General features: G+C 69.8%; 29 protein-coding genes. 15 read left to right on the forward strand and 14 right to left on the reverse strand.

Features of this window, described 5'->3' with window-relative positions; genetic code table 11:
• Window positions 1–126 precede the first annotated feature (126 nt).
• From IC63_RS10050 to rpsM, 3 genes are all read right to left on the reverse strand, one after another.
• On the reverse strand, window positions 127–1143 hold the full coding sequence (locus IC63_RS10050; RefSeq protein ID WP_036719777.1) for a DNA-directed RNA polymerase subunit alpha: 1017 nt from the start codon (window positions 1141–1143) through the stop codon (window positions 127–129).
• Window positions 1144–1260: 117 nt separating this feature from the next.
• Window positions 1261–1650, reverse strand: a complete 390-nt coding sequence (gene rpsK, locus IC63_RS10055) for a 30S ribosomal protein S11 (RefSeq protein WP_036719778.1) — start codon at window positions 1648–1650, stop codon at window positions 1261–1263.
• A gap of 12 nt (window positions 1651–1662) precedes the next feature.
• Window positions 1663–2031 (reverse strand): 30S ribosomal protein S13, encoded by a 369-nt coding sequence (rpsM, locus tag IC63_RS10060; RefSeq protein WP_036719780.1) that lies wholly within the window; start codon window positions 2029–2031, stop codon window positions 1663–1665.
• Window positions 2032–2280: 249 nt separating this feature from the next.
• On the opposite strand from rpsM, the gene IC63_RS10065 reads away from it, so the two are divergent.
• Window positions 2281–2742, forward strand: coding sequence for a nuclear transport factor 2 family protein (locus IC63_RS10065; RefSeq protein ID WP_198026294.1), 462 nt, complete (start codon window positions 2281–2283; stop codon window positions 2740–2742).
• Between the two features lie 18 nt (window positions 2743–2760).
• On the opposite strand, the gene IC63_RS10070 is transcribed toward IC63_RS10065, so the two are convergent.
• The 5 genes from IC63_RS10070 to IC63_RS10090 form a co-directional block, all read right to left on the reverse strand.
• Entirely contained in the window at window positions 2761–3276 is a 516-nt protein-coding gene (locus IC63_RS10070; protein ID WP_036719783.1) for a hypothetical protein, read from the reverse strand.
• Window positions 3277–3299: 23 nt separating this feature from the next.
• A complete protein-coding gene (locus IC63_RS10075) occupies window positions 3300–3962 on the reverse strand; it encodes an adenylate kinase (protein ID WP_156965433.1) in 663 nt (220 codons plus the stop codon).
• Between the two features lie 30 nt (window positions 3963–3992).
• Complete coding sequence (secY, locus tag IC63_RS10080) at window positions 3993–5363, reverse strand: preprotein translocase subunit SecY (protein ID WP_084115724.1); 1371 nt, start codon at window positions 5361–5363, stop codon at window positions 3993–3995.
• 128 nt (window positions 5364–5491) lie between these two features.
• Complete coding sequence (gene rplO / locus IC63_RS10085) at window positions 5492–5983, reverse strand: 50S ribosomal protein L15 (RefSeq protein WP_036719787.1); 492 nt, start codon at window positions 5981–5983, stop codon at window positions 5492–5494.
• A gap of 150 nt (window positions 5984–6133) precedes the next feature.
• Window positions 6134–6601, reverse strand: coding sequence for a Fur family transcriptional regulator (locus IC63_RS10090; protein WP_084115726.1), 468 nt, complete (start codon window positions 6599–6601; stop codon window positions 6134–6136).
• Between the two features lie 109 nt (window positions 6602–6710).
• On the opposite strand from IC63_RS10090, the gene IC63_RS10095 reads away from it, so the two are divergent.
• The 4 genes from IC63_RS10095 to IC63_RS10110 are packed head-to-tail and all read left to right on the forward strand — an operon-like array spanning window position 6711 to window position 10235.
• On the forward strand, window positions 6711–7640 hold the full coding sequence (locus IC63_RS10095) for a metal ABC transporter solute-binding protein, Zn/Mn family (RefSeq protein ID WP_156965434.1): 930 nt from the start codon (window positions 6711–6713) through the stop codon (window positions 7638–7640).
• Window positions 7637–8512: a manganese/iron ABC transporter ATP-binding protein gene (locus IC63_RS10100; protein WP_036719789.1), complete on the forward strand. Its 876-nt coding sequence runs from the start codon at window positions 7637–7639 to the stop codon at window positions 8510–8512. Before IC63_RS10095 ends, IC63_RS10100 begins: the two co-directional genes overlap by 4 nt.
• Window positions 8509–9366 carry a metal ABC transporter permease gene (locus IC63_RS10105; RefSeq protein ID WP_036719792.1) on the forward strand — a complete coding sequence of 286 codons (858 nt, stop codon included), beginning with the start codon at window positions 8509–8511 and terminating at the stop codon, window positions 9364–9366. The genes IC63_RS10100 and IC63_RS10105 overlap by 4 nt, the downstream gene beginning before the upstream one ends.
• Window positions 9363–10235 carry a metal ABC transporter permease gene (locus IC63_RS10110; protein ID WP_036719795.1) on the forward strand — a complete coding sequence of 291 codons (873 nt, stop codon included), beginning with the start codon at window positions 9363–9365 and terminating at the stop codon, window positions 10233–10235. The genes IC63_RS10105 and IC63_RS10110 overlap by 4 nt, the downstream gene beginning before the upstream one ends.
• Here IC63_RS10110 and IC63_RS10115 read toward each other — a convergent pair.
• Both IC63_RS10115 and IC63_RS10120 read right to left on the reverse strand, forming a co-directional pair.
• Entirely contained in the window at window positions 10178–10996 is an 819-nt protein-coding gene (locus tag IC63_RS10115) for a CoA transferase (protein WP_036719798.1), read from the reverse strand. The genes IC63_RS10110 and IC63_RS10115 overlap by 58 nt on opposite strands.
• A gap of 52 nt (window positions 10997–11048) precedes the next feature.
• Complete coding sequence (locus IC63_RS10120) at window positions 11049–11669, reverse strand: histidine phosphatase family protein (protein WP_052042087.1); 621 nt, start codon at window positions 11667–11669, stop codon at window positions 11049–11051.
• Window positions 11670–11783: 114 nt separating this feature from the next.
• Between IC63_RS10120 and IC63_RS10125 the strand changes: the two genes are divergently transcribed.
• Entirely contained in the window at window positions 11784–12527 is a 744-nt protein-coding gene (locus tag IC63_RS10125; protein ID WP_036719801.1) for an SDR family oxidoreductase, read from the forward strand.
• Between the two features lie 5 nt (window positions 12528–12532).
• On the opposite strand, the gene IC63_RS18120 is transcribed toward IC63_RS10125, so the two are convergent.
• Window positions 12533–13474 (reverse strand): LysR family transcriptional regulator, encoded by a 942-nt coding sequence (locus tag IC63_RS18120; RefSeq protein ID WP_036719804.1) that lies wholly within the window; start codon window positions 13472–13474, stop codon window positions 12533–12535.
• 151 nt (window positions 13475–13625) lie between these two features.
• Here IC63_RS18120 and chvE (IC63_RS10135) point away from each other — a divergent pair, with 151 nt between their 5' ends.
• From chvE (IC63_RS10135) to IC63_RS10175, 9 genes are all read left to right on the forward strand, one after another.
• Window positions 13626–14690, forward strand: a complete 1065-nt coding sequence (gene chvE / locus IC63_RS10135) for a multiple monosaccharide ABC transporter substrate-binding protein (RefSeq protein ID WP_036719807.1) — start codon at window positions 13626–13628, stop codon at window positions 14688–14690.
• A gap of 63 nt (window positions 14691–14753) precedes the next feature.
• Window positions 14754–15827, forward strand: a complete 1074-nt coding sequence (gene chvE, locus IC63_RS10140; RefSeq protein ID WP_036719810.1) for a multiple monosaccharide ABC transporter substrate-binding protein — start codon at window positions 14754–14756, stop codon at window positions 15825–15827.
• A gap of 51 nt (window positions 15828–15878) precedes the next feature.
• Entirely contained in the window at window positions 15879–17405 is a 1527-nt protein-coding gene (mmsA, locus tag IC63_RS10145) for a multiple monosaccharide ABC transporter ATP-binding protein (RefSeq protein WP_036719812.1), read from the forward strand.
• Window positions 17402–18604: a multiple monosaccharide ABC transporter permease gene (gene mmsB / locus IC63_RS10150; RefSeq protein ID WP_036719815.1), complete on the forward strand. Its 1203-nt coding sequence runs from the start codon at window positions 17402–17404 to the stop codon at window positions 18602–18604. Before mmsA ends, mmsB begins: the two co-directional genes overlap by 4 nt.
• 30 nt (window positions 18605–18634) lie before the next feature.
• Window positions 18635–20377 carry an L-arabinonate dehydratase gene (gene araD / locus IC63_RS10155; RefSeq protein WP_036719816.1) on the forward strand — a complete coding sequence of 581 codons (1743 nt, stop codon included), beginning with the start codon at window positions 18635–18637 and terminating at the stop codon, window positions 20375–20377.
• Window positions 20358–21332, forward strand: a complete 975-nt coding sequence (locus IC63_RS10160) for a Gfo/Idh/MocA family protein (RefSeq protein WP_232222579.1) — start codon at window positions 20358–20360, stop codon at window positions 21330–21332. The genes araD and IC63_RS10160 overlap by 20 nt, the downstream gene beginning before the upstream one ends.
• On the forward strand, window positions 21326–22240 hold the full coding sequence (locus tag IC63_RS10165) for a 2-dehydro-3-deoxygalactonokinase (protein WP_036719819.1): 915 nt from the start codon (window positions 21326–21328) through the stop codon (window positions 22238–22240). The genes IC63_RS10160 and IC63_RS10165 overlap by 7 nt, the downstream gene beginning before the upstream one ends.
• Window positions 22237–22839, forward strand: a complete 603-nt coding sequence (locus tag IC63_RS10170; protein ID WP_036719822.1) for a 2-dehydro-3-deoxy-6-phosphogalactonate aldolase — start codon at window positions 22237–22239, stop codon at window positions 22837–22839. Before IC63_RS10165 ends, IC63_RS10170 begins: the two co-directional genes overlap by 4 nt.
• The gene (locus IC63_RS10175; RefSeq protein ID WP_036719825.1) at window positions 22839–23696 is read left to right on the forward strand and encodes an SMP-30/gluconolactonase/LRE family protein; all 858 of its coding nucleotides are present in this window, start codon (window positions 22839–22841) and stop codon (window positions 23694–23696) included. Before IC63_RS10170 ends, IC63_RS10175 begins: the two co-directional genes overlap by 1 nt.
• Here IC63_RS10175 and IC63_RS10180 read toward each other — a convergent pair.
• From IC63_RS10180 to IC63_RS10190, 3 genes are read right to left on the reverse strand one after another with little or no spacing between them, the layout of a single operon-like run.
• Complete coding sequence (locus IC63_RS10180; RefSeq protein ID WP_198026296.1) at window positions 23693–24703, reverse strand: aldose epimerase family protein; 1011 nt, start codon at window positions 24701–24703, stop codon at window positions 23693–23695. The two genes, IC63_RS10175 and IC63_RS10180, sit on opposite strands and share 4 nt — an antisense overlap.
• Window positions 24700–25425 (reverse strand): SDR family oxidoreductase, encoded by a 726-nt coding sequence (locus IC63_RS10185; RefSeq protein WP_036719827.1) that lies wholly within the window; start codon window positions 25423–25425, stop codon window positions 24700–24702. The genes IC63_RS10180 and IC63_RS10185 overlap by 4 nt, the downstream gene beginning before the upstream one ends.
• Window positions 25406–26158: a GntR family transcriptional regulator gene (locus IC63_RS10190; RefSeq protein WP_084115728.1), complete on the reverse strand. Its 753-nt coding sequence runs from the start codon at window positions 26156–26158 to the stop codon at window positions 25406–25408. The genes IC63_RS10185 and IC63_RS10190 overlap by 20 nt, the downstream gene beginning before the upstream one ends.
• Window positions 26159–26179: the final 21 nt, after the last annotated feature.

Below are 26179 nucleotides of genomic sequence, written 5' to 3' on the forward strand. Positions count from 1 at the left end.
TCCCCCCACTGTGACCCGCCCCGCGAGGGGAAGGGAATTCGTTGCGCCGTGTGGCACCGGCGGTGCCGCGGGCGTCCCCCCTCCCCCTCCGTGGGGAGGGGCCGGGGTGGGGGCTGCCGCGCCTCCTTAGAACTGGTCGTCGAACCGCTTGGCGAGGTCCTCGATGTTCTCCGGCGGCCAGTCGACCACGTCCATGCCCAGGTGCAGGCCCATGCCCGACAGCACTTCCTTGATCTCGTTCAAGGACTTGCGGCCGAAGTTCGGGGTCCGCAGCATCTCGGCCTCGGTCTTCTGGATCAGGTCGCCGATATAGACGATGTTGTCGTTCTTGAGGCAGTTGGCCGAACGCACCGACAGTTCCAGCTCGTCCACCTTCTTCAGCAGCCGCGGGTCGAATTCCAGCCCGTCCTCGGCATCCGCGCTGCGCGCCGATTCGGGTTCCTCGAAGTTGACGAACACCGCCAGCTGGTCCTGCAGGATGCGGGCGGCATAGGCCACCGCGTCCTCGGGCGACAGCGAGCCGTCGGTTTCGACGCGCATGGTCAGCTTGTCATAGTCCAGCACCTGGCCCTCGCGGGTGGGCGTGACCTCGTAGCTGACCCGCTTGACCGGCGAGAAGATCGCGTCGATCGGGATCAGCCCGATGGGGGCGTCCTCGGGGCGGTTCTTGTCGGCGGCGACGTAGCCTTTGCCGACCGCGACGGTCAGCTCCATGTGCAGGTCCGCGCCCTCGTCGAGGTGGCAGATCACGTGGTCGCGGTTCAGGATGTGGATCCCGGCGGTTTCCGAGATCTGGCCGGCGGTCACGACGCCCGGGCCCTTGGCCGACAGGGTCAGCCGTTTGGGGCCGTCCACGTCCATGCGCAGGGTCACGCCCTTGAGGTTCAGGACGATGTCGGTCACGTCCTCGCGGACGCCGGCGACCGAGGAAAACTCGTGCAGCACGTTGTCGATCTGCACGCTGGTGATGGCGGCGCCCTGCAGCGACGACATCAGCACCCGGCGCAGCGCATTGCCCAGCGTCAGGCCGAAGCCGCGTTCCAGAGGTTCCGCAACGACGGTGGCCACGCGCGACGCATCGGCGCCGGCGCGCACGTCAAGCTGCGCGGGCTTGATCAGTTCGGCCCAGTTCTTGTGGATCATGCGATTGCCTCCATTCCTGTTTCCGGGCCCATGTCCAGCCGCCGGAAACGCCCGAGGTAAAATGCGAAAAGCCCGGGCCGCGCCCGGCAGGGCGCGAACCGGATGAATGTCGTCGGATCAGACGCGGCGGCGCTTGGGCGGGCGAACGCCGTTATGCGCGATCGGGGTCACGTCGCGGATCGCGGTGATGTTGAAGCCCACCGCCGCCAGCGCGCGCAGCGCCGATTCGCGGCCCGAGCCGGGCCCCTGGACCTCGACCTCGATGGTGCGGACGCCGTGTTCCTGCGCCTTGCGTCCGGCATCCTCGGCGGCCATCTGCGCGGCGTAGGGGGTCGATTTCCGCGAGCCCTTGAAGCCCATGGTGCCCGCCGACGACCACGAGATCGCGTTGCCCTGCACGTCCGAAATCAGGATCTTGGTGTTGTTGAACGACGAGTTCACATGCGCCACGCCGGTGGCGATGTTCTTGCGTTCCTTGCGCTTCATGCGCGTCTTGTCGCGTGCCATGTTGCGCTCTCCTTATTTCTTCTTGCCGGCGATGGGCTTCGCCGGGCCCTTGCGGGTGCGGGCGTTGGTGTGGGTCCGCTGACCGCGCACCGGCAGGCCGCGGCGATGGCGCAGGCCGCGATAGGACCCAAGGTCCATCATCCGCTTGATGTTCATCTGCGTCTGGCGGCGCAGGTCGCCCTCGACGGTCAGGTTGGCGTCGATGTATTCGCGGATCTGCAGGACTTCGGCGTCCGACAGGTCGTTGACGCGGCGGGCGCGGTCGATGCCGACGGCCTCGCAGATCTGTTCGGCGTTCTGCGGGCCGATGCCGTGGATATATTGCAGCGCGATCGGAACGCGCTTGCCGGTCGGGATGTTGACGCCAGCGATACGGGCCAAGTCCGGTCTTCCTTTTCGTTGCGGGTCCGTAGCGCCAGACCCTTTTTTCACAACCAATGGCCCGCGGCGTCCGCCGTCGGGCCAATGCTCACCCCGGATGGGTGATTCTCAGATGAGATGGGGGTCTTTAGGGGGTTGCCGCAGGCGCGTCAAGGGCAGCGGGCCCAGCGCCTCGCACGCTCTTGCCGCAGGTCCTGCGTGGATGTAAGCGGGTCTTACATCCAGAAAGGGAGAGCGCCGCGATGTATCATGCCATCGTCCGCCGCCGGATCGTGGCGCTGTTCGACGCCATCAAACCGCGGCGATGCCGGGCCGGTGCTGGCCGGGTTCGCGCCCGGGGCCGAACACGCGATGATCGGCACCCATGCGCTGTCGGGTCGGCGGGTGTCGCCGCAGGCGATCGCCGACTGGTATGCGCGGCTGTTCCGCCTGCTGCCCGACATCCGCTTCGATCTGCGCCGGATCGAGGTCAGCGGCCCGCCCTGGGCGACCATCGCCACGGTCGTGTGGCGCGAGACGAACTCGGCCACCGACGGGGTGCGGACCTCGGCCACGGGGATGCATGTCGTGCATATCGCCTGGGGCCGGATGACGCGGCTGGTGATCCTGACCGACACCGCCAAGCTCGAGGCGACGCTGCGCCGGATCGCCGCCAAGGGCACCGCCGAGGCGCTGGCCGCCCCGATCGCCGACGGCCCCGACCGGCCGTGAGCGGCTGAGCGGCCGCGCTCAGGTCGGGTTCAGCACCTCGTGCACCTGATCGGGCGCCGGGATGATGTCGGCGGGCAGGCCGGAACTGCCGGGATAGAAATGCTCGCAGGCGCAGGCGGCGTTGACGTTCCAGCGCCAGTCCACCGGGATCCCGATCTGCTGGCCGCTGTCGCCGAACCCCGTGCCGGCCGCACCGAGGTCGCGCAGCCGCCCGGCCGCCCGCAGCCGGGCCATCCGGTCCTGGAACGGCGTGCCCCGCGGCAGCGTGGCCATGCCGTTCGAGACGTGGACGTCGGTCACGAACAGCTCCTCGCCGGCGCGGCAGTCGACCAGCTCGATCTCGCGATGAGCGAAGTCGCCGGTGACCTCGGTCAGCTGGCTTACGACGCCGCCACCCTCGTCGCGGGCAGCGTTCCGGCGCCAGACGCTGCCGCTGTCGAGGTAACTCAGCTCGTGCCCGCAGGGCGCGAGCAGGACCACCTGCGCATTGTCATCGGCCTGCGCAGCGCTGGCCGCGGCAACGGTCGCCGCCACCGCAAACCCCCGCGCGAGGCGAATCACCGCCCGCCGATCCCGTCCATGACCGCGGCGACCTGACGGCCGACCTCGTCCATCTCGGCCATGCCGTCGACCGGGTGCAGCTGCTTCTTGGCGTAGTAATAGCCGATCAGCGGCGAGGTCTTCTTGTAGTATTCCAGCAGCCGGGTCTTGAGGCTGTCGGCGTTGTCGTCGGCCCGCCGCTTGAGGTCGGTGGACCCGCAGACGTCGCAGACGCCGGGCTTGGCGGTCGGCTTGGTCTGGTCATGATAGACCTCGCCGCAATTGCCGCACGTAAAGCGGCCGCTGATCCGGTCGACCAGCGCGGTGTCGTCCACCTGCATCTCGATCACCGCGTCGATCTGGCGGCCCATCCCGGCCAGCAGGTCGTTCAGCGCGTCGGCCTGCGGCAGGGTGCGGGGGAAGCCGTCGAAGATGAAGCCGGGGGCGTCCATGGTTTCCAGCTTTTCGCGGATCAGGCCGATGACGATCTCGTCGGTGACCAGCTGGCCCTTGTCCATCACCTCGGCCACGACGCGGCCCATCTCGGTCCCCGAGGTGCGCGCCTCGCGCAGCATGTCACCGGTGGACAGCTGCACCAGGCCCCGCTCCTCGACCAGCGTGCGCGCCTGGGTCCCCTTGCCGGCGCCGGGCGGCCCCAGCAGAATGATGTTGATCGTCAATGCATTGTCCCCCCGATTTCGTGGCTGCCGTCAGCGCCGTGCCGGCAGGCGCCGCGGCTTGGCTTCGCCCGCCTTGCGCTTGCCGCGCAGCTGCGACCGTTCGATCAAAGCCTCGTATTGATGGGCAAGCAAGTGGCTTTGGATCTGGTTGATGGTGTCCATCGTGACCGACACGATGATCAGCACCGACGTGCCCCCGAAATAGAACGGGATCGCCAGCTGGTTGCGGATCACCTCGGGCAGCAGGCAGACGAAGGCCAGGTACAGCGACCCGATGACCAGCACCCGGTTCACCACGTAGTCCAGGTATTCCTCGGTCCGCTTGCCCGGCCGGATGCCGGGAATGAAGCCGCCCTGGTTCTTGAGGTTCTCGGCCACGTCGTCGGACTTGAAGGCCACGTTCTGGGTATAGAAGTAGCTGAAGAAGACGATCATCACCGCGAAGAACAGCAGATACAGCGGCTGCCCGGGGCCGAAATAGGCCAGGATCGTGGACATCACCGGGCCGGTCTGGTTGCCCGAGAAAGTCGAGATGGTGACCGGCAGCAGCAGCAGCGACGACGCGAAGATCGCCGGGATCACGCCGGCCGGGTTGACCTTGATCGGCAGGTGCGAGGACTGGCCGTCATAGACCTTCATCCCCACCTGCCGGCGCGGATACTGGATGCGGATCTTGCGCAGCGCGCGTTCCATGAACACCACGAAGGCCATGATCAGCACCACCATGACGATCATCCCCAGGATCACCGGGGTCGAGATCGCGCCCGACCGCCCCTGGGCGAAGAACTGCGCCAGGTGGCCGGGGATCTCCGCCAGGATGCCGACATAGATGATCAGGCTGATGCCGTTGCCGATCCCCCGGGCGGTGATCTGCTCGCCCAGCCACATAAGGAACATCGTCCCGCCGACGAGCGTGATGACTACCGCGGCGCGGAAGAACCAGCCCGGCTCGTGCGCCATGCCGCCGGCTTCCAGGCTGACGGCCAGGCCATAGGCCTGGAACAGCGCCAGCAGCACCGTGCCATAGCGGGTATACTGGTTGATCTTCTTGCGGCCCTGCTCGCCCTCTTTCTTGAGCTGTTCCAGCGCCGGCACCATCGAGGCCAGCAGTTGAACGATGATCGAGGCCGAGATGTAGGGCATGATGCCCAGCGCAAAGACGCCCATCCGGCCCAGCGCGCCGCCGGTGAACATCGACAGGATGCCGCCGATGCCGGCCTGCGCCTGTTCCATGAAGTTGCGCAGCGCGCCGCCGTCGATGCCGGGCACCGGGATGTAGGTGCCAAGGCGATAGATGATCAGCAGCCCGATGGTGAACCAGATCCTCTGGCGAAGCTCGGTCGCGCGGCCCAGCTGTCCCCAGCTGAGGTTTGCGGCCATCTGTTCTGCGGCTGACGCCATGACTGCCCCTTGAATGTCGGCCCGGCCCCGCTGGCCGGATTTGGAAACGCCGCCGGACCGTCTTCCGGTCGGCGGCGTCTGGAAAACTCGAACGCTATCTATGGGGCGGCACGCGCCCCTTCAACAGCTTATTCCGCCGCAGCTTCGGCCCGTTCCTTGACCGGACGGGTCAGGGTCAGCTTGCCGCCGGCCTTTTCCACCGCCTCGGCGGCGGCTTTCGACGCGCCGGCCAGGGTCAGGGTCAGCGCCGAGGTCAGCTCGCCCTTGGCCATCAGGCGGATGCCGTCCAGCTTGCGCTTGGTGGCGCCCGCGGCGATCAGCGCGTCCTCGGTGATGTCGTCGCCGGCCTTCAGCTTGCCCGCATCCACCAGGGCCTGCAGCTGCCCCAGGTTAACGACGGCGAATTCCAGCCGGTTCGGCTTGGAAAAGCCGCGCTTCGGCAGGCGGCGATACAGCGGCATCTGGCCGCCTTCATAGCCGCCCAGCGCCACGCCGGACCGCGAGGTCTGACCCTTGATGCCGCGCCCGGCGGTCTTGCCCTTGCCCGAACCCGGGCCGCGCGCGACGCGCTTCTTGGTGCGGTTGGCGCCGTCGTTGTCGCGCAGTTCGTTCAGTTTCATGTCGCTTCTCCTGTCGCCGGAAACGTCCCCGGAAGCGATGGCGGGACGCACACGGCATGATGATAAGGGAATCGCCTGACGGGACGGACCCGCGGCGATGGGGGGCATCTAAGTCACCCCGCGCTGCGGCGCAAGTCTGGCCCCCCGAGCCTATCCGCTGGCGATGCGCCGCCCGAACAGGACCAGGTGATGATCGACGATCTCGTAGCCATAGCGTTCCGCCACCCGGCGTTGCAGTTCCTCGATCTCGGCCGACAGGAACTCGACCACCTCGCCGGTGTCCACGTCGATCAGGTGGTCGTGATGGGCGGCGGGTTCGGCCTCGAACCGGGCCGGGCCGGAATTGAAGCGGTGGGCGCGCAGATAGCCGCGCTCGGCCAGCGTCGCCAGCGTGCGATAGGTGGTCGCCTGCGATACGCTTGGGTCCAGCCGGCGGGCGCGGTCCAGCACCGCCTCGGCATCCGGGTGGTCGCCCGACCGCAGCAGCACCTCGGCGATGGCCTGGCGCTGGCGGGTGACGCGCAGCCCGGCGCCGCGCAGCATCTCGTCGATCTGCGCCCGCGCGGCGACGGGGTGATCGGGCAGCGGGCCCGGCGGCAGGGGATCGGCGCTGGTCATGGACGCGATGTTACCGCCCTGCCCGCGGCCGATCAAGATGCAAGCCGTTCTCAAGACGCTTGACAGGTGAGAACGATTCCTAACAACTGGCCGCAACGAGCAGGAGCAAATGGTGACGACGGGCGGCAGATGGCTGGTGGCAGGTGGGGCGCTGATGGCGCTGCTGCTGGCGCTGATGGCGTTCGCGCCCGCCGCGACCCCGCGTGACGACGGGCGACTGCGGGTGGTGACCACCTTCACCGTGCTGGCCGACATGGCCCGCAACGTGGCGGGGGATCACGCCGACATCGTCTCGATCACCAAGCCTGGCGCAGAGATCCACGGCTATGAGCCCACGCCTCAGGACATCGCGCGGGCGGCCGGGGCCGACCTGATCCTGTGGAACGGGCTCAACCTGGAACGCTGGTTCGCCCAGTTCCTGGCGAACCTGCCGCAGACGCGCGCGGCGGTGGTGTCGGACGGGCTGGCCCCGGCGCTGATCGCCTCGGGCGCGGCGAAGGGGCATCCCAACCCCCACGGCTGGATGGGGCTGGAAGGGGCGCGCGTCTACATCGCCAACATCGCCGCCGCGCTGGCGGCGGCCGACCCGGCCCATGCCGACGCCTACCGCGCCAACGCCGCCGCCTATCTGGCCCGGATCGAGGCCGCCCTCGCCCCCGCCCGCGCCCGCATCGCCGCCCTGCCCGAAAACCGTCGCTGGCTGACCACCTGCGAGGGCGCCTTCGCCTATCTCGCCCGCGACCTGGGGCTGCGCGAGTTGTATCTGTGGCCGATCAACGCCGACCAGACCGGCACCCCGCAGCAGGTGCGCGCGGTGGTGGACGGGGTGCGCGCCCACCAGATCCCGGCGGTGTTCTGCGAAAGCACCGCCAGCCAGAAGCCCGCCCGCCAGGTCGCCCGCGAAACCGGCGCCGCCTATGGCGGGGTGCTGTATGTGGACAGCCTGACGCCCGCCGGCGGCCCGGCGCCCACCTATCTGGACCTGCTGCGCGTCACCACCGACACCATCGCCCGCGGCTTGGGCGGAGAGATTTCATGAACACTCCCTCGCCCCCCATGGACGGCATCGTCGCCCGCGACGTGACCGTGACCTACCGCAACGGCCACACCGCGCTGTCGCACGCGAGCTTTGCCATCCCGCGCGGCACCGTCACCGCGCTGGTCGGGGTCAACGGGGCCGGGAAATCCACGCTCTTCAAGGCGATCATGGGCTTCGTGCCGACCGGCGACGGCGCCATCACCCTTCTGGGCCGACCCGTCCGGCAGGCGCTGCGCGAGAACCTCGTGGCCTATGTCCCGCAGGCCGAGGAGGTGGACTGGACCTTTCCGGTGCTGGTCGAGGACGTGGTGATGATGGGCCGCTATGGGCATATGGGCCTGATGCGCCGCCCCCGCCCAACCGACCGCGCCGCCGTCGATGCGGCGCTGGCCCGGGTCGGCATGGCCGCATTCCGCCACCGCCAGATCGGCGAGCTGTCCGGCGGGCAGAAGAAGCGCGTCTTCCTCGCCCGCGCGCTGGCCCAGGACGGACAGGTGATCCTGCTGGACGAACCCTTCACCGGCGTCGACGTGACGACCGAGGAACAGATCATCGCCCTGCTGGCCGAGTTGCGCGACGAGGGCCGGGTGATGCTGGTTTCCACCCACAATCTCGGCTCGGTCCCGCGCTACTGCGACCGGGTAGTGCTGGTGCGCGGCACGGTGCTGGCGCACGGCCCGACCGAAACGACCTTCACCCAGGAACACCTCGCCGAGGCCTTCGGCGGCCAGCTGCGCGAGATCTCGCTGGGCGGCTCCGACCTGCATCACGACGACCACGAGGACCCTCGCACCCTCACCATCCTCACCGACGACGAACGCCCCTTCGTCCATTACGGCCACCGCCCGCCCGTGCCGGGGGACGAGGGATGAGCGTCCTGCTGGAGCCGCTGGGCTATCGCTACATGCTGGACGCGATCTGGGTGTCGGCGCTGGTCGGCGGCGTCTGCGGCTTCCTGTCCTGCTACCTGATGCTGAAAGGCTGGTCGCTGATCGGCGACGCGCTCAGCCATTCGGTCGTTCCCGGAGTCGCCGTCGCCGGCCTGCTGGGCCTGCCCTTCGCGCTGGGCGCCTTCGTCGCCGGAGGGCTGGCGGCAGCTTCGATGCTGGCGCTGCAGGACCGCTCGGGGCTGAAATCGGACGTGGTGATCGGGCTGATCTTCACGGCGTTCTTCGGGTTGGGGCTTTTCATCATCTCGGTGCAGCCGATGGCGGTGTCGATCCAGACCATCGTTATGGGCAACATCCTGGCGATCACCCCCGGCGACACGCTGCAGCTGGCGCTGATCGGGGCGGTGTCGATGGCGGTGCTGCTGGTCCGCTGGCGCGACCTGATGGCGGTGTTCTTCGACGAAACGCACGCCCGCACCATCGGGCTGCGGCCGTTCTGGCTCAAGACGCTGTTCTTCACCCTGCTGTCGGCCTCGGTCGTGGCCGGGATGCAGACGGTCGGCGCGTTCCTCGTCATCGCGCTGGTCGTCACCCCCGGTGCGACCGCCTATCTGCTGACCGACCGCTTTCCGCGGCTGCTGGCGCTGGCCGTCGCCATCGGCGCGATCACCAGCGCGGTGGGGGCCTACCTGTCCTATTTCCTCGACGGCGCGACCGGCGGAGTCATCGTGCTGTTGCAGACGCTGGTCTTCCTTGCGGCCTTCGTCCTTGCCCCCACCCACGGGCTGCTGGCCGCCCGGTCCCGCGCCCGCGCGGCGCTGCGGGGCGCGCCATGACCGACTGGCTCGCCCCGTTCCAGTTTCCGTTCATGCAGAACGCCTTCTGGGCCGCGATGCTGATCGCGCCCGCGGCGGCGATGCTGTCCTGCTTCCTTGTGCTGCGCGGCTGGGCGCTGATGGGGGACGCCGCCAGCCACGCCACCGTGCCGGGGGTCGTCCTCGCCTGGCTGCTCGGCTGGCCCTATGCGGTGGGCGGGTTCCTGGCCGCGATGGCCTGCACCGTCGCGGTCGGCTTCATCTCGGGCAACAGCCGGGTCAAGGCCGACACGGTGATGGGAGTCGTCTTTTCCGGCATGTTCGCCGCCGGGGTGGTGCTGCATGTCGCCATCGGGTCCGACCTGCATCTGGATCACGTGCTGTTCGGCAACATGCTGGGGATCGAGCGGTCCGAGCTGTGGACCAGCGGCCTCATCGCGCTGGCGGTGACGGCGCTGCTGCTGGTCAAGTGGCGCGACTGGCTGCTGGCGAGCTTCGATCCGGTGCAGGCGCGGGCCTCGGGGCTGCGCACCGGCTGGCTACATTACGGGATGCTGGCGATACTGTCGGCGGTGATCGTGGCGATGCTGTCCTCGATCGGGCTGATCCTCGCCGTGGGTCTGCTGATCGCGCCGGGAGCGACGGCGTTCCTGCTGGTGCGGCGGTTCCAGGACATGCTGGCCGCGGCCTGGGTTATCTGCCTGAGCGCGATGGCGGCCGGCGTGTATCTGAGCTTCCGGCTCGACAGCGCCCCGGCCCCGACCATCGTGCTGATCCTGACGGCGATGTTCCTTGCGGCGCTGGTGCGGCGGCAGCTGCTGAACCGTCGCGCTCAGTCCCAGAAGGGTTCCAGCGGCAGGTCGCTCTCCTCGGCCAGCGCGCGGACCTGATCCATCGTCAACGCGGCAAAGAACCCCGCCGCATCGTCCCCCGCCACCTCGGTCAGCCGGGCCGAGAAATGCGGCTCCAACGCCGCGCAGGCGACCCAGCCGTCGCGCAGGGGATAGATCGCATAGTCGCGGCCCGCCCCGGACAGCAGCCCGCCCGCGACCGTGGCGCCGTGGCGCACGGGGGCCGCGAAGCGTTCCGCCACCTGCCGCAGCCCGATCCGCGCGTGGCGCCCCGGCCGCCGGCGCTCGCGCCCCAGCAGCAGCGCCGCTGCCGCCCCCGCCGCCGCCTCGGCCCCGCCCAGATCGGCCAGCAGCGTCCGCGGCATCGCGCGCGGGTCCACGAGCCCCACCGCCGCCTGATAGGTCAGGTCGTGCCCCGGCACCTCCGGCGCGTCCGTGTCGCCGACGATCTCGACCCAGCACAGGCCGGGGTTGACCGCCGCCAGCGCCTCGACCGTGATCCCCAGCCGCGCCAGCGCCGCGGGGCGGTGGCTGGAAATCAGCAGGTCCGCCCCGCCCAGCAACTCGCGGAACCGCGCCTGCCCGGCCTCGGCCCGCAGGTCCACCGTCTCGACCGCGAAGCCGCCGTTCATCTCGGCATACCAGCCGGGCATCAGCCCCGCGGTCATGTCGCCGGCGGGCGGCTCGATCTTGACGATCTCCATCCCCTGCGCGGCCAGCAGCGCGGCGGCGGCAGGGCCGGGGACGTTGGCGGCCATGCAGAGGCCGCGCAGGCCGGACAGCGGAAGATCAGGGTTCATCGCGGCGCCTGTCAGTTGGGTAGCCCAGCGATAGCCGGAGCGGGCGCGCCTGTCATCCGCCGGGCAGGGCCTCGCCCGGCGCCCCGTCGGCGGACAGGTTCACGCAGCCCACCGCCCAGCCGGCGGGCGACACGTCGATCCGGGTCAGCGACAACGGCGCCACCCGAAAGGCCAGCGCCGCGCCGGGGCGGCCCAGCGCGCGGGACAGCGCCGCCCGCACGGTGCCGGCATGGGCCACCACCGCGATGCGCCCGCCGCCTGCAGCCTGGGATTCCAGCGCCGGGACGATGCGGGCGCAGGCATCGGCGAAGCTCTCGCCGCCGGGCGGCGCGGTCGCGGCCAGCTGGTCCGCCGACATCGGGCCGAGATCGGGCAGATGCGCATAGGAAGCCCCCTCCCATGCGCCGAAATCCTGTTCCCACAGCGCCGCGATCCGGTCGGCGTCCCGGTCGGGCCACATGGCCGAGGCGGTCTGCCGGCAGCGCATCGCCGGGCTGACCGCGATCCGGTCCACCGGCCCGACCAGCGCCGCCAGCGCCCGCGCCGCCGCCGGATCGACTCGGATCGTCACGTCGCGGCGGCCGACCAGCCGCCCCTGATCGTCCGCCGGCGCGTGGCGGATCATCAGCAGCGTCGCGGTCGCGGGGGTGGTCGGGGTGGTGGGGTCGGTCATCCATGTCTCCGTCGCCGCCGATTTGCGCCCGGGCGGCCCGGCGCCGCAAGCCCCGCTTGCCCCCGGCCTCGCCGCCTGCTTTTCTGAACCCGAACCGGGGGGGGAGTCACGATCATGGCGGGACGGCTGGCAGGCAAGCGCATCCTCATCACCGCGGCGGGTCAGGGGATGGGCCGCGCCACCGCGCTGATGTGCGCGGCCGAGGGGGCGGACGTGCTGGCGACCGACCGGGACGCCGCGCTGCTCCAGGGCCTCGCGGGGGTCGAGACCGCGGCGCTGGACGTGACCGACCCCGACGCCATCGCCCGCGTGGTAGGGGCGGCGGGCGATCTGGACGGGCTGTTCAACTGCGCCGGGATCGTCGTCAACGGGACGCTGGAAACCACCACCCAGGCCGACTGGGACCTGAGCTTTGCGGTCAACATCCACCCGATGTTCCACGTCACCCGCGCCGCCATGCCCGGGCTGCTGCGCCGGGCCGAGGCGACGGGCGGGGCGTCGATCGTCAACATGGCCTCGATGGCGGGCAGCGTGAAGGGCTTCGTCAACCGCTGCGCCTATGGCACGACCAAGGCGGCGGTGATCGGGCTGACCAAGTCGATCGCCGCCGACTACGTGACCCGCGGCATCCGCGCCAACGCGCTGTGCCCGGGCACGGTGGACACGCCGTCGCTGCGCGGACGGATCGCGGCGGCGGCGGACCCGGCGCAGGCGGAACGCGACTTCGTCGCCCGCCAGCCGATGGGGCGGCTGGCCGACGTGAACGACCTCGCGCCGATGGTGGTGTATCTGCTGTCCGACGAAAGCCGCTTTGTCACCGGGCAGGCGGTGCTGGTGGACGGCGGCGTGACGATCTAGCGGCCCTAGACCCGCACCGCGGCGGCAAAGATTTCCTCGCGCACCAGCGCCAGCATCCGTTCCGCTCCCGGCGACAGGCTGCGCCCGGCCAGCGAGATCAGCTGGCACGGCGCCAGCTCGATCGGGCGGGCGAGGTCCAGCGTCGTGAACGCCGTCCCGCCGCCGACCCGGGTTAGCCGCGCGACCTCTTGCGAGACCGGGCAGACGCAGTCGGTGTCGGCCGCCAGCGCCAGCGCCACCAGCGGCGAAGACGCCGCGGTGACGTCGGCCGGCGGGTCCAGCCCCTCGGCCCACAGCGCCTGTTCGACGGCGACCCGGATCGGCGCGCCGCGATCCTGCAGCACCCAGGGGTAGGTCGCAGCCTCGGCGATCGGCACCCCCTCGCGCCCGGCAAGAGGATGCCCGCCGCGCACCAGGCAGCGCACGGTTTCCCGCACCCCGGGCTCGATCCGCAGCCCGTCGGTCGGATTGCCCGAGGGCACCCGCGCCAGCAGGAAATCCAGCGCCCCCTGGTCCAGCATCGCCAGCAGCGCGGCCGACGGGGCGACCTCGACGGCGATCTCCAGCCCCGGCGCCGCCGCCTTGAGCCGGCGCAGCGCCGGCACCACGCAGCCCAGCGCCGGCCCTGTCACCGCGCCCACCCGCACCGTGCCGGACAGGCCGCCCTGGATCTCCTCGAGCTCACGCGCGAGATCGCTGAGCCCGGTCAGCATCGCCTGCGCCCGCCGCGCCACGACCTCGCCCGCCGCGGTGGGGGTCATGCCGCGCGGGTGGCGGTCGAACAGCGGCGCGCCGACCAGCCGCTCGATCTCGGCCAGGCTGCGCGAGGCGGCGGGCTGGCTGATCCCCAGCGCCTCGGCGGCGTGGACGATCTGGCGGTGCCGATCCAGCGCCGCGATCAGCCGCAGCTGCGACAGTTTCAGCGTCTGCACGGCGCGCGCGGTCATGGCCTGCCCCCTCCGATATACCAGAAATGGTATGGCAACCGCTTTTATTGGCATTTGCCGAGTCCTGCAAATGCCCGCTAGCCTGCCAGCCGAGAACCTCGCGCCGATGGGAGGCGCGCGGGTCCAAGGATACGAAACGGGGAGGAAACCCATGACACTCAAGACCCTGATCGCCTCGGCGGCGATGGGACTGGCGCTGTTCGCCACCACCGCCTCGGCGCAGGACAAGGGACTGGTCGGCATCGCCATGCCGACGAAATCCTCGGCGCGCTGGATCGACGACGGCAACAACATGGTCAAGGAACTGCAGGCCGCCGGCTATCAGACCGACCTGCAATATGCCGAGGACGACATCCCGACCCAGCTTTCGCAGGTCGAGAACATGATCACCAAGGGCGCCAAGGCGCTGGTGATCGCGTCCATCGACGGCACCACCCTGACCAACGCGCTGGAAAACGCCAAGGCCGCCGACATCAAGGTCATCGCCTATGACCGGCTGATCCGCGACAGCGACGCGGTCAGCTATTACGCGACCTTCGACAACTTCAAGGTGGGCGTCCAGCAGGCGGAATCGCTGGTCAAGGGGCTCAAGGAACGCTTCCCCGACCAGAAGCCGTGGAACGTCGAACTGTTCGGCGGCAGCCCCGACGACAACAACGCCTTCTTCTTCTATGACGGCGCGATGTCGGTGCTGCAGCCGATGATCGACGCGGGCGAGATCGCCATCCCGTCGGGCCAGTCCGGCATGGACAAGGTCGGCACGCTGCGCTGGGACCCGGCCACCGCCCAGGCGCGGATGGACAACATCCTGTCGGCCAATTACGGCGACAAGCAGCTGCACGGGGTGCTGTCGCCCTATGACGGGCTGTCGATCGGCATCCTGTCGTCCGTCAAGGGCGTGGGCTACGGCTCGGGCGATCTCAAGATGCCGATCGTGACCGGCCAGGACGCCGAGGTGCCCTCGGTCAAGTCGATCGAGGCCGGCGAGCAGTATTCCACGATCTTCAAGGACACCCGCGAGCTGGCCAAGGTCACCGTCGGCATGGTCGACGCCGTGATGGGCGGCGCCGAGCCGCAGATCAACGACACCAAGACCTATGACAACGGCAAGCTGGTCGTCCCGTCCTACCTGCTGGAGCCGGTTCCCGTCTTCAAGGACAACTACAAGCAGGTGCTGGTCGACTCCGGCTACTACAAGGAAGACCAGCTGAAATGACGGCATGGGGCGGGCACCCTGCCCGCCCCGTCCGCAACCGGCGTCCAATGGGGAGGAGATGCCATGACGAAACTGACGAAGCTGACGCTGGCCGCGTCGCTGGCGACCGGGCTGGCGCTGGGACTGCCCGCCGCCGCCACCGCCGCCGAGGGGCTGGTCGGGATTTCCATGCCCGAAAAGGTCACCGCGCGCTGGGTCGCGGACGGCGACAACATGGTCAAGAGCTTCCAGGAGGCCGGCTATCAGACCGACCTGCAATACGCCAACGACGACATCCCGGCGCAGCTGAGCCAGATCGAGAACATGATCACCAAGGGCGCCAAGGTGCTGGTGATCGCGGCGCTGGACGGCACCACCCTGTCGAACGCGCTGGAAAATGCCCATGCCGCCGGTACCAAGGTCATCGCCTATGACCGGCTGATCCGCGAGACGCCCAACGTCGACTATTACGCGACCTTCGACAACTTCAAGGTCGGCGTCATGCAGGGTACCGCGCTGGTCGAGGGGCTCAAGGAGCGCTTCCCGGACCAGAAACCGTGGAACGTGGAACTGTTCGGCGGCTCGCCCGACGACAACAACGCCTATTTCTTCTATGACGGCGCGATGTCGGTGATCCAGCCGCTGATCGATTCCGGCGACATCGTCATCCCCTCGGGGCAGACGGGGCTGGACAGGGTCGGCACGCTGCGCTGGGACGCGGCCACCGCCCAGTCGCGGATGGACAACATCCTGTCGGCCAATTACGGCGACAAGCAGGTTCACGCGGTACTGTCGGCGAATGACGGGCTGGCGCGCGGCATCATCTCGTCGGTCAAGGGCGTGGGCTACGGCTCGGGCGACCTGAAGATGCCGATCATCACCGGGCAGGACGCCGAGATCCCTGGGATCAAGGCGATCATCGACGGCGACCAGTATTCCACCGTCTTCAAGGACACCCGCGAACTGGCCAAGGTGACCGTCGGCATGGTGAACGCCATGCTGGAAGGCAAGGAACCCGAGGTCAACGACACCAAGACCTATGACAACGGCATCAAGGTCGTGCCGTCCTACCTGCTGGAACCCGTTTCGGTGACGGCGGCGAACTGGAAGCAGGTGTTGGTCGATTCGGGCTATTACACCGAAGACCAGCTGAAGTGAGGCAAGGCCCGGCCCCGCCACGGGCCGGGCTTTTACGCGCCGGGGGGACACATGGCGGCAATTCTGGAAATGCGCGGGATCGGGAAAAGCTTTCCCGGCGTGCGCGCGCTGGATCAGGTTAACCTGTCCGTCGAGCCTGGCGAAATCCACGCCATCTGCGGCGAGAACGGGGCCGGCAAGTCCACCCTGATGAAGGTGCTGTCGGGCGTCTATCCGCACGGCAGCTATGATGGCGAGATCGTCTATGACGACCAGACCGCCGCCTTCCGCACCATCCGCGACAGCGAGGCGCGGGGCATCATCATCATCCACCAGGAACTGGCGCTGGTCCCGCAGCTGTCGGTTGCCGAGAACATGTTCCTGGGCAACGAGGTCGCCTCGGGCGGCATCATCGACTGGAAGCGGACCTGGAAGCGCACCCGCGAGCTGCTGGCCAAGGTCGGGCTGTCCGAGGCGCCGACGACTCCGGTCGGCAAGCTGGGCGTCGGCAAGCAGCAGCTGATCGAGATCGCCAAGGCGCTGGCCAAGGACGTGCGGCTGCTGATCCTGGACGAACCCACCGCCGCACTGCAGGAAAACGACAGCGCCAAGCTGCTGGACCTGATGCTGGAACTCAAGGCGCAGGGCGTCACGCAGATCATCATCAGCCACAAGCTGAACGAGATCCGCCGCGTCGCCGACCGGGTGACGGTGATCCGCGACGGGTCGACCGTGTCCACCCTGACCCGCGACGAGATCACCGAGGACCGGATCATCCGCGACATGGTCGGCCGCGACATGGCCCACCGCTATCCCGACCGCACCCCGCAGATCGGCGAGGTGCTGATGAGCGTGCGGAACTGGACCGTCTGGCACCCTGAACAGCCGCGCAAGATCATCGACGACGTCTCGTTCGACGTGCGCCGCGGCGAAATCCTGGGCATCGCCGGGCTGATGGGGTCGGGGCGCACCGAGCTTGCCATGAGCCTGTTCGGCCGCAGCCATGGCCGCAACATCGAAGGCACCGCCAGCATCGCCGGCGCGCCCGCGGACCTGTCGACCGTCAGCCGGGCGATCGAGGCGGGGCTCGCCTATGTGACCGAGGACCGCAAGGAGCTGGGGCTGATCCTGGAGGAACCGATCCAGCGCAACATCAGCCTTGCCAACCTCGCCGGCATCGCCTCGGGCGGGGTGCTGTCGGCGGGCCGCGAACGGCGGGTGGCCGAGGACTATCGCCGCGACCTGCGCATCCGCACCCCGGGGGTGAACCAGCGGGTGATGAACCTGTCGGGCGGCAACCAGCAGAAGGTCGTGCTGGCCAAGTGGCTGTTCACCGACCCCAAGGTGCTGATCCTCGACGAGCCGACCCGCGGCATCGACGTCGGCGCCAAGTTCGAGATCTACACGCTGATGAACCAGCTTGTCGCGCAGGGCCACGGGGTCGTCATGATCTCGTCCGAGATGCCCGAGCTGCTGGGCATGTGCGACCGCATCCATGTCATGAACGAGGGCCGCTTCGTGGGCGAGCTGAGCCGCGACGAGGCCAGCCTGGAACGTATCATGGCCCTGATCCTGCAAAGCGAAGGAAAAGCCGCATGAGCACCACCGACGGCGAGGTGACGAAACCGGGACTGGGCGCGCAGCTGGGCGGGCATCTGCGGGAAAACGGCATGGTGCTGGCGCTGCTGGTGATCGTGCTGTTCTTCACCATCCTGATCCGGGCCATGCAGGGCGTCGATTTCCTGTCGGCGCAGAACATCACCAACCTGTTCCTGCAGAACTCCTACGTCATCATCATGGCGCTGGGGATGCTGCTGGTCATCGTCTCGGGCCATATCGACCTGTCGGTCGGCTCGGTCGCGGCCTTCACCGGGGCGGTGTCGGCCTTCCTGACCGTCAAGCTGGGCTGGCCGGTCTTTGCGGTGATCCCGGCGACGCTGCTGATGGGGGGGCTGATCGGGGCCGCGCAAGGCTACTGGATCGCCTACTGGAAGATCCCCTCGTTCATCGTGACTCTGGCCGGGATGCTGGTCTTTCGGGGGCTGACGCTGTGGTTGCTGCAGGGCCAGAACATCGGCCCGTTCCCGCGCGAATTCCAGGCCATGTCCACCGGCTTCCTGCCGGATTTCATCAGCGAGGGGAAACCCAACATGACCGCGCTGGTCATGGTCGCCCTGGCGGCGCTGGCGATCGTCTGGTCCGGCCTGCGCGGCCGGCGCAGCGACGCGGCCTTCGGGGTCGAACCGGAACCGGCGGGCCTGTTCTGGGGCCGTCACGCCATCGTCGTCGGGGCTCTGATGTTCGTCGGCTGGAAGCTGGCCCAGTTCCGCGGCCTGCCCAACGTGCTGATCGTGATGTCGGTGCTGATCGTGATCTATGCGTTCTTCACCGAACAGACCACCACCGGGCGGCGCATCTATGCGCTGGGCGGTAACGAAAAGGCCGCGAGGCTGTCGGGGATCAAGACCGACCGGCTGGTCTTCGGCACCTTCGTCAACATGGGCGTGCTGGCGGCGCTGGCCGGCATGATCGTGACCGCGCGCCTGAACTCGGCGACCCCCAAGGCCGGCACCGGGTTCGAGCTGGACGTGATCGCCGCCGTCTTCATCGGCGGGGCGTCGATGTCGGGCGGGTCGGGCAAGATCATCGGCGTGGTTGTCGGCGCGCTCATCATGGGGGTGATGAACAACGGCATGTCGATCATGGGCATCGGCATCGACTATCAGCAGGTCATCAAGGGGCTGGTGCTGCTGGCCGCGGTGATCTTCGACGTCTACAACCGCAACAAGCAGGGCTGACGGCGCGCCGCCGGCCGCAGGGACCGTTCCATGGCATTCACTCCTAAAACCTGGCCGCGCAAGCTGCGGTCGCAGGAATGGTTCGGCGGCACCTCGCGCGACCATATCTATCACCGCAGCTGGATGAAGAATCAGGGCTTTCCGGCGGATCTGTTCGACGGGCGGCCGGTGATCGGGATCATGAACACCTGGTCCGAGCTGACCCCCTGCAACGCGCATCTGAACGACCTCGCCCAGCGGGTGAAGCACGGCATCTACGAGGCCGGCGGCTTTCCCGTCGAGGTGCCGGTGTTCTCGACCGCCGAATCAAGCTTTCGCCCCACGGCGATGATGTTCCGCAACCTCGCCAGCATGGCGGTCGAGGAACAGATGCGCGGCCAGCCCATCGACGGCTGCGTGCTGATGGTCGGCTGCGACAAGACCACGCCGTCGCTGCTGATGGCGGCCGCCTCGACCGACCTGCCCTCGATCGTGGTGACCGGCGGGCCGATGCTGAACGGCTGGTTCCGGGGCGAGCGGGTGGGGTCCGGCACGCATCTGTGGAAATTCTCGGAAGCCGTGAAGGCGGGCGAGATGACCCAGGCCGATTTCCTCGACGCCGAGGCGGCGATGAGCCGCAGTCCGGGGTCGTGCAACACGATGGGCACGGCCAGCACCATGGCCAGCATGGCCGAGGCGCTGGGCATGGCGCTGTCGGGCAACGCCGCGATACCGGCGGTGGACAGCCGCCGCCGGATGATGGCGCAGCTGACGGGGCGGCGGATCGTGCAGATGGTCAGGGACGACCTGAAACCGTCGGACATCCTGACCCGCGAAGCGTTCGAGAACGCCATCCGCGTCAACGGCGCCATCGGCGGGTCGACCAACGCCGTCATCCACCTGATGGCCATCGCCGGGCGGGTCGGTGTCGATCTGACTCTGGACGACTGGGACCGGCTGGGCCGCGAGGTGCCGACCATCGTCAACCTGATGCCGTCGGGCAAATACCTGATGGAAGAATTCTTCTATGCCGGCGGCCTGCCCGTCGTCATCAAGCGCCTGGCCGAGGCCGGCCTGCTGCACCGGGACGCGCTGACCGTGTCGGGCGAGACCGCGTGGGAACAGGTCAGGGACGTGCAGAACTGGAACGAGGACGTGATCCTGCCCGCCGACCGGCCGCTGACCGATCACGGCGGCATCGCGGTGCTGCGCGGCAACCTCGCGCCGAACGGGGCGGTGCTGAAACCTTCGGCCGCCAGCCCGCATCTGCTGGTCCATCGCGGCCGGGCGGTCGTGTTCGAGGATATCGACGACTACAAGGCGCGGATCAACGACGAGGCGCTGGACATCGACGAGACCTGCGTAATGGTGATGAAGAACTGCGGCCCGCGCGGCTATCCGGGCATGGCCGAGGTCGGCAACATGGGCCTGCCGCCCAAGGTTCTGCGCAAGGGCATCACCGACATGGTGCGGATTTCCGACGCGCGGATGTCGGGCACCGCCTATGGCACGGTGGTGCTGCACACCGCGCCCGAGGCGGCGGTGGGCGGCCCCTTGGCGGTCGTGCGCACCGGCGACATGATCGAGCTGGACGTGCCGAACCGCCGCCTGCATCTGGACATTCCCGACGCCGAGCTGGCGGCGCGGCTGGCCGACTGGCAACCCAGCGCGCCCGCGCCGCGGGGGGGCTATGCGCAGATCTTCCATGACCATGTGCAGGGCGCCGATACCGGCGCGGATTTCGATTTCCTGATCGGATGCAGGGGGGCGGACGTTGGCAAGGACAGCCACTGACAATCGGGACGGCGAGACCGGGGGCGAAACCAAGATCGCCATCGTCGGCATGGGCAAGATCGCCCGCGACCAGCACGTGCCGGAAATCGCCGCCTCGCCGGCCTTCTCGCTGGCCGCGACGGTCGATCCCGTGGCGCGGCTGGACGGGGTCGAGGCCTATGCCGACCTCGCCGCCATGCTCGAGGCGCGGCCGGACATCTCGGCCGTGGCGCTGTGCACGCCGCCGCAGGTTCGCTTTGGCCTCGCACGGGCGGCGCTGCTAGCGGGTCGCGACGTGCTGCTGGAAAAGCCGCCCGGCGTCACCGTGGCCGAGGTCCACACGCTGGAACGGATCGCCGCCGCCAAGGGGCGGGTGCTGTTCACCGCCTGGCATTCGCAGTTCGCCCCCGGCATCGACGCGGCGCGGGAATGGCTCGCCGGCCGCCGGGTGACCGGGGCCGAGATCGTCTGGCGCGAGGATGTGCGCTGGTCGCATCCAGGGCAGGACTGGATCTTCGAACCCGGGGGCACCGGCGTCTATGATCCGGGGATCAACGCGCTGTCGATCCTGACCCGGATCATCCCCTCGGACCTGCGGGTGGTGTCGGCCGAACACGACCTGCCCGGCAACCGCGCCGCGCCGATCGGCGCGCGGCTGGTGATGGCGACCGAGGACGGGGCGCCGGTCACGATGGACATGGAATTCCGCGAACAGGGCGAGGCGCTGTGGGACATGGTGATCCGCACCGACCGCGGCGACCTGACGCTGTCCAAGGGCGGCGCGGTGGTGTCGGCCGCGGGGCTGGACATCAGCAAGACCGGCGGCGCGCTGCCCGACGAATACCGGCGCATCTATGAACGCTTCGCCGATCTTGTGGCGCTGCGCCGGTCGGACGTGGACGCGGCACCGCTGCAACTGACCGCCGACGCCTTCCTGGCGGCGCGCTGGGCGATGGCCGACCCGTTTGAATGGTGACCCCGGACTCGCCACGCATTGACTGGGTCGCGGCCGACTGGGGGACCTCGAACCTGCGCGTCTGGGCGATGGGCGCGGACGGCGCGGTGCTGGACAGCCGCGACAGCGACCGCGGCATGGGGCAACTGACGCCAGCCGAGTTCGAACCGGCACTGCTGGCGCTGGTCGGGGACTGGCTGGGCCAAAGCGCCACCCCGGTGATCGCCTGCGGCATGGTCGGCGCGCGGCAGGGCTGGGTCGAGGCCGCCTATCGCGCCGTCCCCTGCGCCCCGGTCGGGCTGCCGATGACCCCGGCCCCCGTCACCGACCCCCGGCTGTCGGTGCGCATCGTGCCCGGCCTGTCGCAGACCCGCCCCTCGGCCGACGTGATGCGCGGCGAGGAAACCCAGATCGCCGGCGTGCTGACCGCCGCCCCCGGCTGGGACGGCGTCGTCTGCCTGCCCGGGACGCATTCCAAATGGGCCGAGGTCTCCGCCGGCGAGGTCGTCAGCTTCCGCAGCTTCATGACCGGAGAGCTGTTCGCCCTGCTCAGCACCCAGTCCGTCCTGCGCCACGGCATGGCCGAGGGCTTCGACGAAGCCGCCTTCGACTCCGGCCTCGCCGAGGGCCTGTCCCGGCCGGAATCGCTGACCGCGCGGCTGTTCACCCTGCGCGCCGAGGGCCTGCTGGCCGGCCTGTCCCCCGCCGCCGCGCGCGGGCGGCTGTCGGGGCTGCTGATCGGCGCCGAGCTCGCCGCCGCAAAACCCTGGTGGCTGGGCCGCGACGTGGTGGTGGTGGGCGAAGGCGGGCTGTCCTCCCGCTATGCCCGCGCGCTCGCCGCGCAGGGCGTTCCCGCGCGGCAGGTCGCCGCCGAGGACGCCACCCTTGCCGGCCTGAAACACGCCCGTTCCCTGATGGAGCTGTCATGACCCGCCCCCTCATCGCCATCCTGCGCGGCATCACCCCGCCCGAGGCCGAGGCCCATGCCGAGGCGCTGATCGCCGCCGGCATCACCACGCTCGAGGTGCCGCTGAACTCGCCCGATCCGTGGGACAGCATCGCGCGGCTGCTGAAACGCTTTGGCGGCGACGCGCGGATCGGCGCGGGGACGGTGCTGACGCCGGGGCAGGTCGATCTGCTGGCCGGGATGGGCGCGCATCTGGTCGTGTCGCCGAACGCCGATCCTGCGGTGATCCGCGCCACCCGCGCCGCCGGGATGGACAGCTGGCCGGGGGTGATGACCCCGACGGAATGCTTCGCCGCGCTGGCGGCCGGGGCGACCGGGCTCAAGCTGTTCCCGGCGGGGCTGCTGGGTCCAGCGGGGCTGGCCGCGATCCGCGCGGTGCTGCCGCCCGAGGTGCCGGTCTATGCGGTCGGCGGGGCGGGGGCCGCGAACTTTGCCGAGTGGCGGCGCGCCGGGGCGGACGGCTTCGGCATCGGCACGGCGCTGTATCGCCCGGGGCAGAGCGTCGCCGACACCCGCGCCGCCGCCGCGGCCATCGTCTCGGCCTGGGACGAGGCGGCGTGATGCAGGTCTTTGACGACACCCGTTGCGAACTGGGCGAGGGCGCGTTCTGGCACCCCGAACGGCAGTCCTTCCTGTGGTTCGACATTCTCGGCCGCCGGCTCTACGAGCGCGGCCCGGACGGTCGCACGGAATGGGAGATGCCCGAGCTGACCTCGGCGATGGGCTGGATCGGCGGCGGGCTGGTGCTGCTGTCGGGCGAATCCGGGCTGGCGCTGTTCGATCTGGACCGCGGCACCCGCGAGCCCCTGGCCGCCATCGCCGCCGAGGACGCGGCGCTGCGGTCGAATGACGGGCGCGCCGATCCCTGGGGCGGGTTCTGGCACTCCACCATGGGCAAGCGCGCCGAGCCCGGGGCCGGCGGCATCTGGCGCTGGCACAAGGGCGAGTTGCGCCACCTGTTCCGCAACCTCACCATCCCGAACGCGATCTGCTTCGACCAGCCGCGCGGGCTGGCCTATTTCGCCGACACCGCCAGCGGCACGGTCTGGGCGCAGCCGCTGGACGCGGCGGGCAGGCCGGCGGGGCCGCACCGGGTGTTCCTGGACCTGCGGCCCGAGGGGCTGAACCCCGACGGCGCCGTGACCGACAATCAGGGCAATCTGTGGATCGCGCTGTGGGGCGCCGGGCGGGTCGATTGCGTCTCGCCCGAGGGCCGCCGCATCGGATCGGTCCCCGCCCCCGCCCGGCAGGTCACCTGCCCGGCCTTCGGCGGCCCGGAGCTTAGCGCGCTGATGGTAACCTCGGCGTGGGAGCATATGGACCCCGCCGCCCGCGCCGCCGATCCCAAGGCCGGTTGCTGCTTCGTCACCCAAAGCACCGCCCGCGGCCTGCCGGCGCCGCGTGTGATGCTGCGCTAGCGCGGGGTCGGAAAGACCAGCGCCATGCGGTGCAGGTAACGCTCGCCCGGACGCAGGATCGCGGGCGGGAAATCGGGCCGGTTCGGCGCGTCGGGCCAGGCGCCGGGCTCCAGGCAGATCGCGTCGCCCATCCGATAGGCGACGCCATCCTTGCCGCGATGGGTGCCGTCCAGCCAGTTGCCGCTATAGACCTGCAGCCCCGGCTGGTCGGTCCAGACCGCCATGACCCGCCCGGTTTCGGGATGTTCCAGCCGCGCGGCCTGCCGGAAGCCCGCGCCGTACAGGCAGAAACAGTGGTCGATCCCCCGCACCGCCAGCAGTTGCGGGTGCCCCACGCGCAGCCGGTCACCGATCCGGGCAGGGTGGCGGAAATCGAAGGGCGTGCCCTCGACCGCCACCGGCGCCTCGGCCAGCGGGATCGCGGCGGCATCGACAGGGACGAGGCGCGCGGCGGCAACGCTCAGCCGGTGATCGCCGACCCCGCGCAGCCGTGCCGCGTCGCGCGCGCCGCCCAGATTGACATAGGCGTGGTTGGTCAGGCTGACCGGGGTGGCGCGGTCGGTGGTGGCGGTCATGGTGATGTCCAGCCGCGCGCCCGCGTCATCCTCGCTCAGCGCATAGGCGACCTGGGCGGTCAGCCGCCCCGGAAAGCCCTGGTCGCCGTCCGGGCTGACCAGCCTCAGCGTGACGCTGGCCTCGTCCGGCACAACCACCTGCCAGTCGCGGGCGTCGAAGCCCTCTGGCCCGCCATGCAGGCAGTTCGGGCCGTCATTCGCCGCGAGCCGATGCGCCTGCCCGTCCAGCGTGAAGGCAGCCCCCGCGATGCGGTTGGCATAGCGGCCGACCGTGCTGCCATAGAACATCCGCGGGCCCTGGCCGGGCACCTCGTGCCCCAGCAGGATGTCGTCCAGCCGCCCCTCGCGGTCGGGCACCCACAGATCGACGAGGGTCGCGCCGCGCGGATCGACCGTGGCCCGGATGCCCGAGGGAAGCGCCAGCGAAATCAATAGGTCGCCCGCCCGCCCGACAGGTCGAACACCGCGCCGGTCGAAAACGCGCAGTCCTCGGAGGCGAGCCACGCCACCAGCGATGCCGCCTCGCGCGGTTCCAGGAACCGCTTCATCGGGATCTTGGCCAGCATATAGCCGATATGCTCCTCGCTCATCTGATCGAAGATCGGGGTGCGGGCGGCGGCGGGGGTGACGCAGTTGACCAGCACCCCGGTCTCGGCCAGCTCCTTGCCCAGCGACTTGGTCAGCGCGATCACCCCGGCCTTGGAGGCCGAGTAATGCGCCGCGTTCGGGTTCCCCTCTTTCCCGGCGACCGAGGCGATGTTGACGATCCGCCCATAGCCGCGGGCGATCATCCCCGGCACCAGCGCCCGGCACGCCACGAAGGGCGCGGTCAGGTTGACCTCCATCACCTGCCGCCAGATGGCGGGGTCAAGCTCCCACGTCACCGCGTTGCCGCCGGTGATGCCGGCGTTGTTCACGAGGATATCGACGGCGCCGGCCGCCTGCGCCGCCTCGGCCACGGCGGCATCGTCGGTCAGGTCGAGGATGCGGGCGGTCACGCCGATCTGCTCGGCGGCCTCGCGGGCGCTGTCCTGAACGTCCCAGATCTCCACCGCAGCGCCGCTGGCGGCCATGCGTTCGGCGATGGCGCGGCCCAGCCCCTGCGCGCCGCCGGTGACGACGGCGCGGCGGCCGTCAAGGTCGATGCGGTTCATGTGAGTTTTCCTCGATCGGTTCGGGGGTGGCGGGGGTCAGCACGCGCTGCAGCAGCGCCAGCTGGTCGCGGTCGGCGCGGGCGCGGTGGGCCAGATGCGCGGCATGGGCGGCCTGCGGGTCTCCGTCCAGCACGGCGGCAAGGATCGCGCGATGTTCGCGGTCCGAGGCCGAGGGCAGCGGCCGGTGCGGCAGGATCAGCCGGCGGCCGCGATATTGCTGGCCCCAGTATTCCCCGATCGAGCGCTGCAGCCGCGCATTCCCGCACAGCCCCACCAGCATGGCGTGGAAATCGTCGTCCAGATCGGACCAGCGGGCGATGTCGCCCTCGGCGGTTGCACGCTCCATCCGCTGGGTCAGCGTGGCCAGCGCGTCCCGCTGGGCCGCGGTCAGCCGGCGCGCGGCGGTCAGGGCGACCGCCCGGATTTCCAGCGCCGAGAACACGTCGAGGATGTCGCGGAAATCGGCCAGGGTCAGGTCCACGACGGTGATGCCGTGGCGGGGACGGATGCGGACCAGGCCTTCCTCGGCCAGCCGGATCACCGCCTCGCGCACCGGGGTGCGGGACAGGCCCAGAAGCGCCGCGATCTCGGTTTCCAGCAGCGTCGTGCCGGGGGCGAGCCGGCCGGTGAGGATGCGATAGCGCAGGTCGGCATAGGCGCGGTCGCGTGCGTTCAGCCCGCTGCTGCCCGGCGGCACCGGGCGCGGCCGGGCGGCGCGGCTGATCCCGGTCATCGCTCCGCCCCGCGCATCCCG

Origin of the sequence: Paracoccus sphaerophysae, assembly GCF_000763805.1 — a bacterium.
GTDB lineage: Bacteria > Pseudomonadota > Alphaproteobacteria > Rhodobacterales > Rhodobacteraceae > Paracoccus > Paracoccus sphaerophysae.